A 17380-nucleotide genomic window follows, 5' to 3' on the forward strand; every position below is an offset into this window, starting at 1 on the left:
ACAGGAGATGGATGACAAAAAAATAGCCGTACTGATCGATGCGGAAAATGTGTCCGGCAAGTATATCAAGCTGATTTTAGATGAGGTCAGCAATTATGGAAGTGCGACATACAAGCGCCTTTACGGCGATTTTCAGACGCCGAGCGTGCGGGCGTGGATGAAGAACCTGCGCGACTATGCGATCACGCCGGTTTTCCAGTACAATTATACGCAGGGGAAAAATGCCTCCGATTCGGCGCTGATCATCGATGCGATGGATATTTTATATTCGGGCAATGTGGATGGCTTCTGTATCGTCACCTCGGACAGTGATTTTACGAAGCTGGTGCTGCGCCTGCGTGAGTCAGGCATGACGGTGATCGGCATGGGAGAGCGCAAGACGCCGAATGCATTTGTTTCGGCGTGTGAGACATTTAAATTCCTGGATATTTTATTAAACGATGAAAATCCGTCGCAGAATCCGTCCCTGCCGCAGACGCGCAAGGAGAGTGATGTGGATGGTTCCAGAAAAGAAGCAGAGAAAGAAAGCGATCCGAATGCAGTCAGCAATATTCCGAACATGCAGGAGATGGAGAAAGAGATCATCTCAATCATCAACACGCATGCGGACGACGATGGCTGGGTGGATTTATCGGAGCTGGGAGACAATCTTCCAAAGCGTGTGCCGGGATTTGACCCGCGAAATTATAAATGCACGAAGTTAAAGCAGTTTATCGAGCGGTTTGATTCCGTTGAGGTTCGGTCAGCGCGCAATCCGCACAATAAGATTCTGTCGATCATCTATGTGCGCGTGAAGCAGAAAGAAGAAAAGCCGGTACTTTCCAAGGTACGGCGCGGCGGAAAACGGAAGAAGGATGCGGACGCGGAAGAAGAGTAAGCATATACGGTTCGTATGAGAATAAAAAGTTGCAGAAGCGGCGGTGATTCGTATGAGGCTGGAAGAATGCAGCAGTGGTTGTAGTGTTGTGTCAGCTGTTACAAAGACAGACTGTAAATTGAAAAGTGAAGGATAGCAGATAGGAGAGACAGGAATATGACAAAGGAAGAGCTTGCATTAGAGGTAATTGACCGCCTGAAAAAAGAATATCCGGATGCGGGTTGTACGCTGGACTACAATCAGGCGTGGAAGCTGCTGGTCAGTGTCCGTCTGGCGGCGCAGTGTACCGATGCGCGTGTCAATGTGGTAGTTAAGGGATTGTTTGAGAAATATCCAAATGTGGCGGCATTGGCGGATGCCCCGGTGGAAGACATCGAGGCGATTGTGAAGCCGTGCGGTCTGGGACACAGCAAGGCGCGGGACATCAGCGCCTGTATGAAGATGCTGCGCGACGAGTACGGCGGGCATGTGCCGGATGATTTTAACGCTCTGTTAAAGCTTCCGGGAGTCGGCAGAAAGAGCGCCAACCTCATTATGGGGGATGTGTTTGGAAAACCGGCGATTGTCACGGATACGCACTGCATCCGCCTGGTAAACCGGATAGGGCTGGTGGAAGGAATCAAGGACCCGAAGCGCGTGGAAATGGCACTCTGGAAGCTGATTCCACCGGAGGAAGGCAGCGATTTCTGCCACCGCCTGGTGTATCACGGGCGTGAAGTCTGTACGGCGCGGACGAAGCCGTACTGTGACAAGTGCTGTCTGCAGGATATCTGCGCGAAGGCAGACGTGGAGTAGAAAGTCTGAAAAAGTCATGGAAACAGATGCAGATAGGAAAAGGATGACAGGAGGCAGAAAAATGGACGAAGAACGGCAGGAGACAGCGGATTGGCGTATCGTCTGGCAGATGTTTTTTCCGTGCGTCATCAGCGATTTAATCGGCGGATGTGTGGAGGTGCTGGGACATCTGGAGGGAAATGTGGGAAGAACCGTGTCGTCGTTTCTTACATTTGCCGTGATTTATCCATTTTACTGGCGGAGGATCCAGAAAAAGAAAGAAAACAGGCGCATAGCAGAGGCAGACGGGATGAAAGAGCAGGTCTCTCCACAGATAAAGACGACAAAGGAAGAGAAATGTGGATATTTCTGGGAAAAAGTGTCGGATGTGTGGAAAATCCTGCTGGGGGCAGCTGCGTTCAGTGCTGTGTTTAACATGATTTTCTGGGCATTAGAAAAAAAGGAGATTTTCCTGGGAGTGCTGCATATTGCAGTGCAAAAGGTTCGGATGACTGGGCAGGCAGCTGAAGCGGTGTCTCTGTGTTTGAAAATGCCTCAGGGGGATATGCTTGCGGCAGCTCTGGGAAAAGGTGCGTCGGAGGGCACCGCCGCTTTATTTTCCGGCGCCCTGTGGCAGCAGTTCTTTCTCATGGGCATTGCCGCCCCACTTTCCGAAGAACTGCTGTTTCGCGGCATTATATTTGAGCGCCTGCGTATGGCGCTCCCATTTTTCTGGGCGCACTTGGGTCGGCGGCATTTTTCGGGTTGGTGCATGGAAACTGGGCGCAGGGGATTTATGCGGCGCTCATGGGACTTATACTGGCGTGGTTGTATGAAAAAAAGAACCGTCTGTGGGAACCTGTGTTATTTCACAGTGCAGCAAATTTGACGGCGATGCTGATGCGGGGGCTTCTCTGGCACTGGTGAGGACATAAAAATACAAACAATTTCGAGAACGCAGGATTGTGTTTGCTCGAAGAAAGAACAGGAGGAGATACTACGATGCTTTCATTTGCAAGCGATTATACAGAGGGCGCCTGCGAGGAGATACTTCAGAAGCTGGCGGAGACGAACCGGGAGAGTCTGCCGGGATATGGCATGGACCGCTACTGCCAGAGTGCCGCCAGAAAAATACAGGAGGCGACCGGATGCCCGGAGGCGGAGGTTTATTTTCTGGTGGGCGGTACCCAGACGAATGCGGCCGTGATCAGTAGCATGCTTGCACCGTATGAGGGCGTAGTGGCAGCGCAGACAGGGCACGTGAGTATTCATGAAGCCGGGGCGATCGAGTACACCGGGCATAAGGTGTTGCAGCTTCCGGAAAAAGATGGGAAGATTGATCCGGCGGATCTGCAGGAATATCTGCAAAATTTCGAGGCGGACGCAAACCATGATCATATGGTATTTCCGGGAATGGTGTATCTTTCCCATCCGACGGAATACGGAACCTTATACAGCCGGAAGGAGCTGCAGGCGATCTCGGAGATCTGCCGTTCGTATGAAATCCCGCTCTATCTGGACGGGGCGCGTCTTGGATATGGTCTGGCGGGAGAGGAAAATGACCTGAGTCTTTCGGAGATCGCGCATCTGTGTGATGTATTTTATATCGGCGGCACGAAGGTTGGCGCATTCTGCGGAGAGGCAGTTGTATTTGGTGAGAAGAAGAATGTTCCGGCGCATTTTATTACCCGGATCAAGCAGCAGGGCGCGCTGCTGGCAAAGGGACGCCTGCTGGGAATCCAGTTTGATGTGCTGTTTACAGACGGGCTGTACGAGCGCCTGGGACGCCATGCGGTAGAGATGGCGGCAGCTTTAAAGAAAGGGTTAAAACAGCGCGGTTATACGTTTTTCCGTGAGTCCCCGACCAACCAGCAGTTTGTGATCTTGGAAAATGATCGGATGGAGCAGATTGAAAAAGAGGTTTCCGTGAGCTTCTGGGAGCGGTATGACGAGGATCACACCGTTGTCCGTTTTGCGACGAGCTGGGCGACCAGAGAGGCGGATCTGGAACATTTGTGGGAGATTTTAGATCGGATTGAGGCAGAAAGAGAGAAGTAGAGATGGAACGTAATGTAACGATGGCGGAGATTTCAGATGGAAAGCTGTACAGCCGGGACGATATGGTAAAAGTCGGATGCGATGATTGCCGGGGCTGTTCGGCGTGCTGCCACGGAATGGGTAATTCGATCGTGCTGGATCCATATGATGTGTACCGTCTGACCACCTTGCGCGGGGACACGCTGGAACATCTGCTGGAGGAGAAAAAGGTGGAGTGGAACGTCGTGGACGGACAGATTCTGCCGAATCTGGCGCTCCGGAGCGGGGCGGATGAAGCCTGTGGGTTTCTTGATGAAGCAGGGCGCTGCCGGATCCATGCATACCGGCCGGGCATCTGCCGCCTGTTTCCACTGGGGCGCTTTTATGAAAATGGAAGTTTCCAGTATTTTCTCCAGATTCATGAGTGTAAAAAGGAAAACCGGACGAAAGTCAAAGTGAAAAAATGGATCGATACGCCAGATTTAAAGCGGTATGAGGCGTATATCAGCCGGTGGCATTATTTCTTAAAAGATATAAGAATGGCGGAAACGGAGGCGGCGCAGAACCTTTTGGCAGAATCATGCATCGGAACGCCGGAGGAACAGGAGATACAGAAGAAAAACCGTGCCGCTGCGGCAGCCGAGCGCGAAAAACGGCGCAATCTGTTGATTATGAAACTGTTCTATCTGCTTCCGTATGATGGAGAGAAGGACTTTTGCGAGCAGTTTGAAAAGCGGATGCAGATGGCGGAGCGGAGTTTGCGATAAATCCTTTGTTGAAGACAAATCCGCAAGGATGTTTGCCCGCAGCTGTGAAGAGGCTGAACCGTTTTGACAGAGTGAAATAAGAAAGGAGATTACCGATGCTTCATACGGATTTTCACACCCACACCACGTTCTGCGACGGAAAGAGTACGCCGCGGGAGATGGTGGAGGCGGCATACCGGATGGGAATGACCGATTTGGGCGTTTCAGGACATGCTGATTTTTCGATGTTTGAGCCGGGATTCGGGATGGACGACGAGAAGCTTCGCCAGTATACCGAAGAACTTCAAGAACTCCGGGAGGAATACCGGGGAAAGATGAATCTCTATATCGGGATCGAGCTGGATGGACTGGGACCGGTGCAGAAAGCAGAGTACGCGATCGGCTCGACCCATGCGCTCATCAAGGATGGCGGGTATGTTTGTGTGGATGATACGGAAGAGAAACTGGTAAAAGCAGTCGAGACGCTGTGGCATGGTGACTGGTACGCGTTTGCACGGGAGTATTTCGAGGCAGAGGCTCAGATTTATGACCGGACAAAATGCGATTTCATCGGACATTTTGACCTGTTGACAAAATTTAATGAGGGATATAAACATTTTGATGAGACGAAAGACGCCTATCTGGAACCGGCGATCACGGCGATGCACAAACTGGCGGCTCTGGGGATTCCGTTTGAGATCAACACAGGCGCCATGTCCCGCGGCTACCGGAGTGCGCCGTACCCGTCCGCAGCCCTGTTAAAAGAGCTGTGTGCTTGCGGCGGACGTATCCTCATCAACTCCGACAGCCACAGTGCCTACACGATCGGATATGGGTTTAAGCAGGCGCAGGAGCTGGCGGTGGCGTGTGGATTTAAAAGTGTGTGTGCCCTGAACCCGGGGGGCGGATTTAGGGAGATACTTCTTGTATAAAAAAGACAGAAAGAAAAATATACAAATTCTAAATTTCAACCTTAAAAATGCTGAAAATAAAGCCAAAATATTTTTATTTTTAGTGAATCGTTTTCAGAGAACCCTGCTATAATATGAGCCGTAACAAGGAGATAGATACTTAACAAAACCCCATGGCTGAGGGCTGCTAAGCACAATGTGTTTTCCACACAGAGTGTGCGGAAGGCGCAGATCAGATTTTTGGAGGAAAAGACAAATGACTACTTTAAAAGCTGAAAAAAGAAGCATGGATGTTAAGGCAAAGAGACTCAGAAGAGAAGGCTATGTAACAGGCAACGTATTTGGCAAGAAGATTCAGGGCTCCATTCCTGTTAAGATGGAAAAGAAAGACGTGGATCGTCTGCTGAAGACCGAGACCAAGGGCGGACAGATTATGCTGGATGTAGAAGGTGAAGTCTACGATGTCCTGATCAAGGAAGTTGACTATGATGCAATGGCAAATCAGGTTGTAGAGATAGATTTCCAGGCGCTGGTAAGCAATGAGAAGGTTCATTCCGTTGCTGAGATTATCTTTGAGAACCACGACAAGGTAGAAACTGGCGTTCTGCAGGAGGTACTGAAAGAAGTATCGTACCGCGCATTACCGGCTGCACTGGTTGAGAAAGTCAAAGTTGATGTTGGTGAGATGGAGATTGGTGATACAATTCGTGTCAAAGACCTTTCGATCGCAAAAGATAAAGACGTTGATATTCTGACCGATCTGGAGGCAGTAGTTGCTACCGTCACAGCGGTTCACAACAATGTACCGGAGACCGATGAAGAGGCTGACGCAGAAGAAGCTAAATAATTGAAGCGCAGTGCCAGGATGAAGCGAAACGGGATGCTGTCCGCAAGGCAGATAAAAAGTTTCGCGGAATGATTGAAACATGAGAAAAGGCGGATGTACTGACCAGATGGTCGGTATATCCGCTTTTGAATTTTGTATGAACTTTTTTTGCAGACGGTAAAAGAGGATGAGGTTATGGCTCCATATATGCGTCATAAATTTCCGGATCAATATTCTCGCGGATATTCTCATATACGCTTCCAGCCACCTCCCGGATGGCATCGCGCGTTTCATCCGAGAGAGTTAAAATCGCGGTGCCGCTCGCTTCGATCGTAGCGATACGGTTGGAGATGCGCGCGTCGGACTGTTCTCTGGCATACTCGGTCGCGGTTTTGGCTGCCTGCGTCATGATTTCCTGTTCTTCTGGAGTCAGGTTCTGGAAGAAATCGTCATTGACAATCAAGGAGATCAGATGCGGCAGGTGGTTCGTCTCGACCACATAATCCTGCTGTTCGTAGAGACGGTTGGAGACGATGACCTCATACGGGTTCTCCTGCGCGTCGATCGTGTGCTGCTGGAGACCGATATACACCTCGCTGAAGGTCATTGGCGTCGGATTGGCGCCGATTGCTTTCCAGAATGCGAGATGATAGCTGTTTTCCATGGTACGGATTTTCTGCCCTTTGAAATCTGCCAGGGAGTAAACTGGTTTATTTGTGCTCATGATGCGGAATCCTTGATCTGCCATGCCGAGCAGGTGGTAACCGCCGTCGGTGTACACCTGGCTGATGAGATTGTAAAAATCCGGATCATCCAGCTTTTTGCGGCAGTCATCCAGCGAATCAAAGACGCATGGAAGGTCAAAAACGGCGAGATCCTTCATGAAAGAAACCTGAGGGGCGGTGTTTTGCACGACAAATGGGATATCGCCGTCCGCGCACGTTTCGAGCAGGTCGCGGTCACCGCCGAGTGTGGAGTTGGCGTAAACCTGAATCCGCATTGCGCCGTTGCTTAAGTCATGTACTTCCTCCGCAAATTTTTCGGCAAACAGCTGCGTTACCGTGTCCTCCGGACTGGCGGTCGCCAGTGGCCAGGAATAGCGCTGTTCCTCCTGATTCGAAGCGCATCCACCCAGTGCGAATGAAGCGCCGAATAAAAGAAGTGAGGAGGAGATGAGCGCCGCAGCGTAGCGGAAAGAAGGTAACTGTTCACGGGTAGGCACTTTTGGAACCGAAAGTGCCGTAAGAAAACGTGGTGGCAGCAGGAATTTGCCGTATTTAAATGCGAAGCCACGGCAAATTCCGTTACTGGGCACGTATGCGTGAACAGTAACGAAAGAAGTCCGGCATCGGCGGGACACTAGGTTTGAAATACAAATCATAATGAGAGATCCTTTCAAAGTTAAAAACATCCATTTCATACGTGAAATATTCTATTCACAGCCTGAAAGCGTGAAGCAAGTCGTTATATGAAACCTTCCGGAACTTCAACATTTCCAAGCGTCCATTCAGTATTATAACAATCCAAGCGACAAAGCCGGTATAAACGTAATCAGCAGCAGCGCCACCAGAAACAAGCCGATCATCGGCATCGCTTTTTTGGCGATTGCCATGATCGGGACGTCGGTGAGGGAGCTGGCAACAAAGAGGTTGACGCCGATCGGCGGGGTTACGAAGCCGATAGCCAGATTGACAACCATGATCACACCGAACTGGACCGGATCCATGTTGATCGCTGTCACGATCGGGAGCAGGATCGGGGTCAGAATCAGGATCGCCGGGGTTGTATCCATGACCATTCCCACGATAAGCAGGAACAGGTTGATGACAAGCAGGATCATGACCGGGCTGTTGAAATGTTCCAGGATAAAGCTGCTGACCGCCTGCGGCACCTGCATCAGGGTCAGGACTCTGGAAAATGCCGTGGAAGCTGCCAGAATAAAGAGGATCGGTGTGAATGTGCGGATCGCTTCCACAAAAATCGGCGGGATATCCCGAAATTTCATGGTCCGGTAGAGGAACAGGCTGACAAACAAGGCATAGAAAACGGAGATAACTGCTGCTTCCGTGGGGGAGGCGATGCCGCTGTAGATACAGCCAAGGATGATGACCGGGCTTAAGAGAGCGAAAAAGCTTTCGCGCAGCACCCGGAACAGTCCTTTTTCGTGCAGCAGATGGATTTCAGCGTGGATTTTTTCTCTATCTTCACCGTAACGTCGGCAGTGATAGATGGCATACAGCATCAGGAGCAGACCAATCATCAGACCCGGAATGACGCCGGCTAAGAACAGACTGCTGACAGAGGCACCGGACGCCATGCCATACATGATAAACGGGATACTCGGCGGAATGATAACGCCCAGACCGCCTGCGACTGCCACGATCGCGGTAGAGAAAGTCCGGTCATAGCCGAGGGCGCTTAAAATCGGGATCGTCATGCTTCCGACGGCTGCGACGGTTGCCGGGGCAGAGCCGGAGATAGCGCCGTAGAAGAGGCAGGTCACGATGACCGCGCATGGCATACCGGCGGTAAAATTGCCAAGAAAGAAGGCGAATACGTCAAACAGCTTCTTGGAAATACCGCCTTTTGCCATGATGATGCCGGATAAGACGAACATCGGCACGGCGAGCAGGGGAAAAGAATCCAGTCCGCCGAACATGGCGCGGATCAGATACTTAGCGCCGACCGTGAAGGACGGGTCAAAAACGGAAGGGAGAACCGAGGCGATACCGAGCGTGATCGATACCGGGATTGCGATGACAAGCAGCACGACAAAGATAACAAATAAGAGAGCAGCAGGCATCAGTGTTCCTCCTTTCCAGATGGTGTGTTTGCCTCGATGAGCGATTCGATTTCATTGGATTCCGTTTCCGGTATATCTGCATTTGCATGGATAAAGGATTCCGGTGTATTGCGCTCTGGGTGGGCCGGATCGTAGACATCTTCGCCGCGGGCAACCTTAAATTCGATGATCCAGCGCTGCAGAATGCGGAATGTTACCAGAAGAAAGGAAACAAACGGCGCTGCCTGAATATAGTACATCGGAATCCCGCAGGCGGGGGATAACTGTCCGCTGTGAATGGCGGACATCATGTAAGAGTATGCAAATGGGATCATATAGAGGAAAAAAATCAGCTCAAAGGTGTGGTTGACAACCTTAAAAAGAGCCTTACCTCTGCGTGGAAAGGCAGCGACGAACTGTTCGATCTTGATAGACAGGCACTTTTTGCTGCAATAGCTGACGCTTAAAAAACCGCTCCAGATAAAGAGAAAACGGGTAACCTCCTCGGACCAGGACAGAGACTGCCCAAGCGCGTAGCGGGAAAATATCTGGATTCCCATAATGAGTGTCATCGCAGCCAGCATGACAACCAGCAGAAATTCTTCCAGGTTTTCATCCAGCCAGTGAAGTGTTTTTTTCATGAATAATCCCCTTGTAAATACGGATAATAGGTTGCTGTTTATGCAGGCACGTTTGAAAACGGATGTGCCGCTTGATAACAATAATAGACCTGCGATGGAGGTAGCAGGTCTTGAGTGTCTCGCGGAGAATCCCTCCGTACCCGCAGGTACAGGGATTTCCGGGAGTAAAAAAATAGGTGGCTAAAAGTATAATATAGGCACTTTTGGAACCGAAAGTGCCGTAAGATAGCGTAGTGGCAGCTGGAATTTGCCGTATTTAAATGCGAAGCCACGGCAAATTCAGTTACTGGGCACGTTAGCGTGAACAGTAACCGAATAACCGGATAAGCCAGATATTACATCGCACTGTGAAGCAGTCCCAGTACAGTCTCCAGATCCTTTACGCCCATCTGACCCGGTGCGGATGCTTTCTTGGCAGCGCCGAAGGTCATGGAAGAACCAAATACCTCGCCGCAGAGACGGCTGATAACGCCGGTGCCAGCCATCGACATGGTAATGATTGGACGGTCCGCATAGAGGGAAGTCATTTCCTCAGTGGCAGAGAGAAGTGTTAAAACATCTTTCTTGTTCTGCGGCATAACTGCGATCTTCGGGATATCTGCATTCATATCCTGCATCTTACGCAGGCGGTAGATGATGTCGGATTTCTCCGGCGTCTTGTGGAAGTCGTGGTTGGAAGCGATGACTTTCACGCCAGCCGCATGTGCGCCGTCGATGATCTTGGTTACAATCGCGTCGCCGGTAAAGATCTCTACGTCAATGAAATCGACATAGCCGGTCTGAGCTGCTTGATGTTCAGCTTTGCGTAATCCTCCGGCTCGATGGATTTCTCGCCGCCCTCTTTGGAGGTACGGAAGGTCATCAGAATCGGAGTCTCGCCGAGAACGGCACGCAGTTCCTTTAAGACGTCTTCTACCTTCTCAAAATCAAAGACATCTTCGAACCAGTCTACACGCCATTCTACCACATCAACCGGAATAGAATCAAACGTTTTGGCCTCGTCGATGATTTCCTGTTTGGTAACGCCTACGATCGGAACGATGATCTTCGGTGTGCCGGAGCCGATTTCGATATTTCTAACTTTGATAGTATTCATAATCAGAGAATCCTTTCATTTTATCAATAAATATTTATTCGTCGCTTTCTGCCAGAGACACCATTTTCGCGTAGCGGGCATTGACAAAGAGTCCTAAGAGAACGCCGATGGCAGTCAGTACGATATTCATTATCATAACATGGGATGGTGCCATTTTGGAAGCGGCAGTCAAAATTGTGTAATTACATAAGGAAGAAGCAATCATAACCAGTGCGGTTACGGTTCCCTTGATCTTCGGGAACAGCATGTTGCAGACGGAGGTTACAATCTGTAACAGACCGCCCGCGCCTGCCCAGCCGATGATGAAAGCGCCTGCAATCATAAGGGTCTGGCTGTGACCGATGAGTACGGCAACCAAAGTAACGAGGCAGATAACCGGGTAAACGAGGATGAAACGTACATCCTTGATTTTACGGGTCAGCAGGGAGGTGACAACGAGCGCCATCAGGGTACCTGCTGAATAGTAGGTCTGCATGATGGACGGGTTCGCCCAGCCTGCATTTTCTTTTGCGAAGTTCTGCGCGCAGTTTAACCATAGCTGGAAGGTACCGGTGCAGGTGAAACCAATCACGATCATGGCGATGGACTCAAACGAAAAATTTGTGTGTTTTAAGCTGGCGATGAGTCCCTCGGATTTGCCCTCTGCCTTCTGCTCAGAATCTGGCAGCGGGAACAGGAAAATAAGTACAAATAAAACAGCGTAAATAATACCGCATCCGATAAATAACGGATTGTAAGATACCATGCCGGTGGCGGTGGTTGTCACAGCAACACCGAGTACGAACGGCAGAAGCATCTGCGCGATCGCAATGAAAAATTTGATTCCCATGGTAGCGACACCCGGAGCGCTGCTGATAATCTCGGCAACCGCCGGATAGATACCGGTATCAAGGAACGAATTGGAGATACCTCCGATGATTGCACATACATAAGCGATTTGATAGCCGCCGTTTTGTCCGGCGCTGAAAGCGAAAGCAAGTCCAATCAGGTAAACCGCGTAGGAGGCGCTGCCGATCGCGGTTGAGATGCGGCGTCCCAGTTTGTCGGAAAGTGGTCCGGCAAATGGAAGTGCAATCAGACGTCCGAGTCCTAAAGCAGCGGAAATCGCGGTGATCGCCATTGCCTCAACGCCCCAGGCTGCGGCAAGCGCTTCCTTGATGACTGCCTGTCCGAGAATCGAACAGCCGACGCCATGGATAAAGTAGTTTAAGTACATGATAAGTGCACTTGGCAGATATTTCTTGTTCATGATTTTCTCCTTAATTCAAGATCCGCCTGTCGTGCTGCCGTTTCGGAAACCGGGCGGATGATGGCTGATGTTCTGTCACAAACACAAAGGAGATGCCGATATAAAAAGTTCTGTTTTAGTGTTAGAAAAATAACACGTTTGATGCCTTTATTCTAATAATTATTATAGCCGAAGTCTAATACTTTTATAGCAAAAAAACAATGCATTTTAAGCATTAATGTGTTATAAATATGATTATGGGTTACTGTTCACGGGTAGGCACTTTTGGAACCGAAAGTGCCGTAAGAAAACGTGGTGGCAGCAGGAATTTGCCGTATTTAAATGCGAAGCCACGGCAAATTCCGTTACTGGGCACGTATGCGTGAACAGTAACGATTATGAACGTTTGGTGCGATGCATTTACGGTTGATATTGCGAAGAGTTAATACTAGGATACATAAAGATGGGGGACGTTAGGAATGACATTGAATCAGATTTTATATTTTCAGAAGATAGCGAATCTGGAAAATTATCATCAGGCGGCGGAGGAATTATATATATCACAGCCATCCCTGAGCCGGTCAATGGCATCACTGGAAAATGAGCTGGGCGTGACGCTCTTTGAAAAAGAAGGACGCGGGGTGACCCTGACGAAGGCGGGGAGGATGTTTTTGGAGTACGCGGACCGGATTCTCACAGACTGCCACATCGCGGTCGGGAAAATGCGGGAAATTTCGATGAATGGGGGAAAGATCGACATCGGTTACGTGTTTCCGCTGGCCGGTCACTATATCCCGCACCGGGTCAAGCTCTTTTTAGAACAGCCGGAAAATCAAAAGGTTGTGTTTAATTTCTGGCAGAATCACACACCGGCGATTGCAAAAAAGGTAAAAACGGGTGAATTAGATGTAGGCTTTGGCGGCTGTCTGGAAAAGGATGACATGGAATTTTTCCCGGTGGCGAACCAGAAGCTTGTCATCATCACGCCGAAGGATCATCCGCTGGCAGAGCGGGAGAGTATTCCATTTGCGGAGCTGAACCGGTATCCGGTAATTGGATACGATAAGGACTCCTGGATGGGGACGCGCACCCGCGCGCTCTATGCGAAATACAACATCCAGCCGGACATCATAGTGGAGTGTCCGGACGAATATTCGATCGTCGCACTGGTGCGGGAGAGTTTTGGCATCGCACTGATGCCGCGCACGGACATTCTGGAGCTTTCTCAGGGAGTCTGCATTCACCCGATTGAAAATCTGGACATTTATCACCAGATTTTTATGTTCTGGATGAAAGAACGCTACCGGCTTCCGGCGGTGGAACGCTTTATTGAATATATGAAACAGCAGGCGCGTCAGGACGGTCTGCAGGCGGAACGGGAAACCGATAGCAAAAACGTATTGAAAATTTACTTGAAAGATATTGTTAATTTTTAAGCAAAACGGTTAAGATAAAAGTGTCACAAACACAGGGATGCCTCTCATGCAATGGAGAAGGAGAATTTCATCATGAAGAGCAAATACCCGAAAATTTTTGAACCGATTACCATTAAGCGCATGACGATCAAAAACCGTGTTGCCATGACGCCGATGGGTACTAACTATGGCGAGACGAGCGGTGAGATGAGCAACCGCCATATGAATTATTATTCCCTGCGTGCCAAGGGAGGAACTGGTCTGATTATTCTGGAGAATGCCAATATCGAATATCCGGTTGGTTCCAATGGCACAAGCCAGATCCGCATCGATCACGACAGCTTTATGCCACGTTACTATCAGTTAGTCGAGAATCTTCACAAGAATGGCGCGATGGTAGCGATTCAGGTCAACCATGCGGGCGCTTCTGCATCCTCTGCCAGAACCGGTATGGAGACGGTGTCTTCCTCCAATATCCCGACCAAGGCAGGCGGTGAGATTCCGCGTCCGATGACAAAGGAAGAGATCCTGACGACCGTAAAAAAATACGGCGAGGCGGCAAAACGTGTACAGGCGATCGGATTTGATGCGATTGAGATCCACTGTGGTCATTCTTATCTGATGAGTCAGTTTATTTCCCCGTATTACAACAAAAGAACCGATGAATTCGGCGGATCCGTCGAGAATCGTCTCCGTTTCCCGAAGATGGTTCTGGAAGAGGTGCGGAAAAATGTAGGTCCGTGGTTCCCGATCATCGTCCGTATCTCTGCGGAAGAGCGCGTGCCGGGCGGCAACACGCTGGAAGACGCACTGGAATACCTCGAATATCTGGATGAGTACGTAGATATGTACGATGTATCCTGCGGTCTGAACCCGTCCTTACAGTATCAGATTGACTCGAACTTCCTGCCGGATGGCTGGCGTTCCTACATGGCAAGAGCGTGAAGGATAAATTTGGTAAACCGGTTATCAATGCGGGCAACTACCGCGATCCGGAGGTCGTTGAGAAAGTATTGGAGAGCGGCGATGTGGATATTGTCGGCATGGGACGCGGACTCATTGCAGAGCCGAACTGGGTCAGCAAGGTGCAGAACGGCGAGGAAGAGATTCTCCGTAAATGTATCTCCTGTAACGTTGGCTGTGCGGGCAACCGAATTGGCGTCAACCGTCCGATCCGCTGTACCGTCAACCCGGCTGTTCCGGAGGGCGATATCTACAAGAAGCTGAAAGTCAATAAAAACTGCAACGTAGTTGTAGTAGGCGGCGGTACAGCCGGTCTGGAAGCAGCCTGCACGGCAGCCGAGGTTGGATGCAACGTATTCTTATTAGAAAAGAGTGGTAAATTAGGCGGACTTTCCACCTTTATCTCCGACCTGCCAAGCAAGAACCGTATGAAAGACTTCCCGAAATATCTGGAAGCACGTGCGAAGAGACTGAAAAATCTGTATGTATTCCTGAACTGCGAGGCAACCGTGGACAAGATCAAACAGTTCAAGCCGGATATCATTGTCAACGCAACCGGTTCCGTTCCAGTCGTTCCGCCGATCAAGGGACTCAAGGAAAACATCGCAGCCGGTCATGTCGATACCATTTTCGAGATGATTCAGAAAGTAAAAGCCGGAGAATACCCGGATGATTTCTGCAAGGGCAAAAAAGTGGTTGTAGTCGGCGGCGGCTCCGTTGGTCTGGATGTTGTGGAGTATTTCGCACCGCGCGGCGCGAAGTGTACCATCGTGGATAGCTTCCGCAGATTGGTATGATGGCAGATCCGATTACGAAATGTTCCATGCGTGAGACACACGACAAATACGATGTGAAAGAGTATGTGAATACTGCGCTGCAGGAAGTCAAAGAGAACGCATTTACCGTGAAGCTGCCGGATGGTACGATCGAGGATCTGAACTTTGACCTCGGTTTCAACTGCCTGGGAATGCGCGCCAACAATCCGATTCTGGCACAGCTCGAAGAGGCATTTGACAACACAGATACATTCATTTACCCGATCGGAGATTCCGTCCGCGCCCGCCGTATCATGGAGGGAACGATGGAAGGACGTGCGATTCTGAACGTGCTGGAAGCGAGAGGATTTTTAGAGCTGGCACCGTTGGAGTAAGAAATTGAATATTGCATTTGAAAGATTCTGACTGTTCGCTGAACGAATGATATCGTTTTATTTGATTATAAAAATAGAGAAGAAAAGAGGAAATTATCATGCCAAACATTACAGGACATACCGAATTAGTAGGATTAATGGCTTACCCGATCCGTCATACACAGTCTCCGACCACCCACAACCTTGCCTATGACAAAAATGGAGACGATGTTATCCAGCTTGCGTTCGAGGTAGACAACGATACCCTGGAAGCAGCGGTTGAGAGTATCCGTGCGCTGAAGATGCTGGGCTCCAACATCTCCATGCCGAACAAGACCGTCGTTCACAAATATCTGGATGAGGTAGACGAGGCTGCAAAGCTGTGCGGCGCGATCAACACTGTAGTCAACACCCGTGACAAAGACGGCAATGTAACCGGATACCTGAAGGGTTACAACACCGACGGTATGGGCTACTGGCAGGGAATCAAGGAAGAAGGTATTGATTTCAAGGGAATGAAGATGGTTCTCATCGGTACCGGCGGCGCAGCAACCGCCATTGCAGTACGCGGCGCACTGGACGGCATTGCAGAGCTGCATATCTTCAATATCAAAGATAAGTTCTATGCACGCGGAGAGGAGATCGTTGACATCATCAACAAGAACTCTAACTGCAAGGCCGAGATGCATGACCTGGGCGATCTGGCACTCTTAAAAGAGAAAATGCACGAAGCAGACATTTTCTGTGATGCAACCGGCGTTGGTATGCACCCGCTGGAGGATCTGTCCAATATCCCGGATCCGTCCTATTTCCGCAAGGATCTGATCGTAACTGATACGGTATATGCACCGCGTGAGACCGTGATGATGAAGCAGGCCAAAGAAGCTGGCTGCACCCGTGTATACAACGGTATGAGCATGATGCTGTTCCAGGCGCTGATCGCGATTGAACTGTATACAGGAAAATCAACACCGGTGGATTACATGAAGGAGAAGCTGGGAATCTAATAAAAATATAGCTCGAACAGCAACACCTATCCCCCACAGTTATACCTGCTATTCCGCATTAGCACTTGCGTTCATATCCTGATTCGGGTATAATAATAAAACACACTTTCAATGTAAAGTGCAAAAGTGATCTGAATGAATACAAGTGGAGAAGGATGAGACAGATGGATGAATTAAAGAAGCTGCGAAATGATCTGGACATGTGCGACGAGATTCTGATCGACGCCCTGCGGATGCGCTGCCAGATTATCCAGGAGATTACAAATTATAAACAGAAAAACGGACTTCCGATTTACCAGGCAGAGGAAGAAGAGCGCAAGAAGAGCAAGATGCTTGCGAAGCTGGATGATTATGAATACAAAAAATCAATCATGGCAGTTTACGACAGCGTCCTCTACCGGAGCAAACGGATTCAGTCCCATGAGCTGTTTGGGTTCAATATTTTCCTGATCGGATTTATGGGAGTCGGAAAGAGCACCGTTTCGAATGCACTGCAGAATACCTTTGCGATGGATGTATTGGAAATGGATGAAATGATCGCGAAAAAGAACAACATGAGCATTTCCGAGATCTTCGATCTGCACGGCGAGGCATATTTCCGCAACGAGGAGACAAACCTGCTCAAAGAGGTAGGAAACGAGAAGAACAAGATTGTATCCTGCGGCGGCGGCGTAGCGATGCGCGAGATCAATGTACAGGAGATGCGAAAGAGCGGCAAGATTATACTTCTGACCGCGAAGCCGGAGACGATTCTGGAGCGTGTCAAAGAGAACCATGACCGTCCGCTTCTGGAAAATAATAAGACAGTGGAATATGTTTCCGAACTGATGGAGAAGCGCAGACCGGCGTATGAAGCGGCAGCGGATATTGTGATCGCGACCGATGGAAAATCAGCGAATGAGATCTGCGAGGAGATCATTGCACAGGTGAAGAAGTTTAAATAATGTG

Annotated in this window: 14 protein-coding genes and 2 pseudogenes; 11 read left to right on the plus strand and 5 right to left on the minus strand. The window is 49.7% G+C overall.

Annotation, left to right across the window (positions count from 1 at the left end; translation table 11 throughout):
- Positions 1-7 precede the first annotated feature (7 nt).
- The 7 genes from DW085_RS11200 (at position 8) to DW085_RS11235 (ending at position 6192) form a co-directional block, all read left to right on the plus strand.
- Positions 8-877, plus strand: coding sequence for an NYN domain-containing protein (locus tag DW085_RS11200; protein ID WP_118492804.1), 870 nt, complete (start codon positions 8-10; stop codon positions 875-877).
- 156 nt (positions 878-1033) lie between these two features.
- Positions 1034-1672, plus strand: a complete 639-nt coding sequence (nth, locus tag DW085_RS11205) for an endonuclease III (RefSeq protein WP_118492805.1) — start codon at positions 1034-1036, stop codon at positions 1670-1672.
- A 61-nt stretch (positions 1673-1733) separates the two neighbouring features.
- Complete coding sequence (locus tag DW085_RS19830; protein ID WP_243034007.1) at positions 1734-2540, plus strand: CPBP family intramembrane glutamic endopeptidase; 807 nt, start codon at positions 1734-1736, stop codon at positions 2538-2540.
- 113 nt (positions 2541-2653) lie between these two features.
- The gene (locus DW085_RS11220) at positions 2654-3709 is read left to right on the plus strand and encodes an aminotransferase class I/II-fold pyridoxal phosphate-dependent enzyme (protein WP_118492809.1); all 1056 of its coding nucleotides are present in this window, start codon (positions 2654-2656) and stop codon (positions 3707-3709) included.
- Positions 3710-3711: 2 nt separating this feature from the next.
- The gene (locus tag DW085_RS11225; protein ID WP_118492811.1) at positions 3712-4455 is read left to right on the plus strand and encodes a YkgJ family cysteine cluster protein; all 744 of its coding nucleotides are present in this window, start codon (positions 3712-3714) and stop codon (positions 4453-4455) included.
- Between the two features lie 95 nt (positions 4456-4550).
- On the plus strand, positions 4551-5366 hold the full coding sequence (locus DW085_RS11230) for a histidinol-phosphatase (RefSeq protein ID WP_118492813.1): 816 nt from the start codon (positions 4551-4553) through the stop codon (positions 5364-5366).
- Between the two features lie 235 nt (positions 5367-5601).
- A complete protein-coding gene (locus DW085_RS11235) occupies positions 5602-6192 on the plus strand; it encodes a 50S ribosomal protein L25 (RefSeq protein ID WP_118492815.1) in 591 nt (196 codons plus the stop codon).
- A 172-nt stretch (positions 6193-6364) separates the two neighbouring features.
- Here DW085_RS11235 and DW085_RS11240 read toward each other — a convergent pair whose 3' ends face one another.
- From DW085_RS11240 to DW085_RS11265, 5 genes and pseudogenes are all read right to left on the minus strand, one after another.
- Entirely contained in the window at positions 6365-7393 is a 1029-nt protein-coding gene (locus tag DW085_RS11240; protein WP_347475070.1) for a TRAP transporter substrate-binding protein, read from the minus strand.
- A 291-nt stretch (positions 7394-7684) separates the two neighbouring features.
- Entirely contained in the window at positions 7685-8974 is a 1290-nt protein-coding gene (locus DW085_RS11245; protein ID WP_118472534.1) for a TRAP transporter large permease, read from the minus strand.
- Positions 8974-9594: a TRAP transporter small permease gene (locus tag DW085_RS11250; RefSeq protein ID WP_118492817.1), complete on the minus strand. Its 621-nt coding sequence runs from the start codon at positions 9592-9594 to the stop codon at positions 8974-8976. The genes DW085_RS11245 and DW085_RS11250 overlap by 1 nt, the downstream gene beginning before the upstream one ends.
- A 335-nt stretch (positions 9595-9929) precedes the next feature.
- Positions 9930-10693: pseudogene (aroD, locus tag DW085_RS11260) on the minus strand (type I 3-dehydroquinate dehydratase).
- 31 nt (positions 10694-10724) lie between these two features.
- Entirely contained in the window at positions 10725-11939 is a 1215-nt protein-coding gene (locus DW085_RS11265; protein WP_107001849.1) for an MFS transporter, read from the minus strand.
- Between the two features lie 458 nt (positions 11940-12397).
- Here DW085_RS11265 and DW085_RS11270 point away from each other — a divergent pair, with 458 nt between their 5' ends.
- From DW085_RS11270 to DW085_RS11285, 4 genes and pseudogenes are all read left to right on the plus strand, one after another.
- Entirely contained in the window at positions 12398-13354 is a 957-nt protein-coding gene (locus DW085_RS11270) for a LysR family transcriptional regulator (RefSeq protein WP_118492819.1), read from the plus strand.
- Positions 13355-13426: 72 nt separating this feature from the next.
- Positions 13427-15446, plus strand: a pseudogene (locus tag DW085_RS20200) (FAD-dependent oxidoreductase).
- 98 nt (positions 15447-15544) lie between these two features.
- On the plus strand, positions 15545-16432 hold the full coding sequence (locus DW085_RS11280) for a shikimate dehydrogenase (RefSeq protein WP_022358823.1): 888 nt from the start codon (positions 15545-15547) through the stop codon (positions 16430-16432).
- A gap of 164 nt (positions 16433-16596) precedes the next feature.
- Positions 16597-17376, plus strand: coding sequence for a shikimate kinase (locus DW085_RS11285; RefSeq protein WP_107001851.1), 780 nt, complete (start codon positions 16597-16599; stop codon positions 17374-17376).
- The last annotated feature ends 4 nt before the right edge of the window (positions 17377-17380 follow it).

Source organism: Clostridium sp. AF50-3, from assembly GCF_003477445.1.
In the GTDB taxonomy this organism is placed as follows: domain Bacteria; phylum Bacillota; class Clostridia; order Lachnospirales; family Lachnospiraceae; genus Otoolea; species Otoolea fessa.

Bases quoted from the DNA above. Each gene is read 5' to 3' on its own strand.
- DW085_RS11200 (WP_118492804.1), top strand. From the start codon at position 8: ATGGATGACAAAAAAATAGCCGTACTGATCGATGCGGAAAATGTGTCC.
- nth (WP_118492805.1), top strand. From the start codon at position 1,034: ATGACAAAGGAAGAGCTTGCATTAGAGGTAATTGACCGCCTGAAAAAA.
- DW085_RS19830 (WP_243034007.1), top strand. From the start codon at position 1,734: ATGGACGAAGAACGGCAGGAGACAGCGGATTGGCGTATCGTCTGGCAG.
- DW085_RS11220 (WP_118492809.1), top strand. From the start codon at position 2,654: ATGCTTTCATTTGCAAGCGATTATACAGAGGGCGCCTGCGAGGAGATA.
- DW085_RS11225 (WP_118492811.1), top strand. From the start codon at position 3,712: ATGGAACGTAATGTAACGATGGCGGAGATTTCAGATGGAAAGCTGTAC.
- DW085_RS11230 (WP_118492813.1), top strand. From the start codon at position 4,551: ATGCTTCATACGGATTTTCACACCCACACCACGTTCTGCGACGGAAAG.
- DW085_RS11235 (WP_118492815.1), top strand. From the start codon at position 5,602: ATGACTACTTTAAAAGCTGAAAAAAGAAGCATGGATGTTAAGGCAAAG.
- DW085_RS11245 (WP_118472534.1), bottom strand. From the start codon at position 8,974: ATGCCTGCTGCTCTCTTATTTGTTATCTTTGTCGTGCTGCTTGTCATC.
- DW085_RS11250 (WP_118492817.1), bottom strand. From the start codon at position 9,594: ATGAAAAAAACACTTCACTGGCTGGATGAAAACCTGGAAGAATTTCTG.
- DW085_RS11265 (WP_107001849.1), bottom strand. From the start codon at position 11,939: ATGAACAAGAAATATCTGCCAAGTGCACTTATCATGTACTTAAACTAC.
- DW085_RS11270 (WP_118492819.1), top strand. From the start codon at position 12,398: ATGACATTGAATCAGATTTTATATTTTCAGAAGATAGCGAATCTGGAA.
- DW085_RS11280 (WP_022358823.1), top strand. From the start codon at position 15,545: ATGCCAAACATTACAGGACATACCGAATTAGTAGGATTAATGGCTTAC.
- DW085_RS11285 (WP_107001851.1), top strand. From the start codon at position 16,597: ATGGATGAATTAAAGAAGCTGCGAAATGATCTGGACATGTGCGACGAG.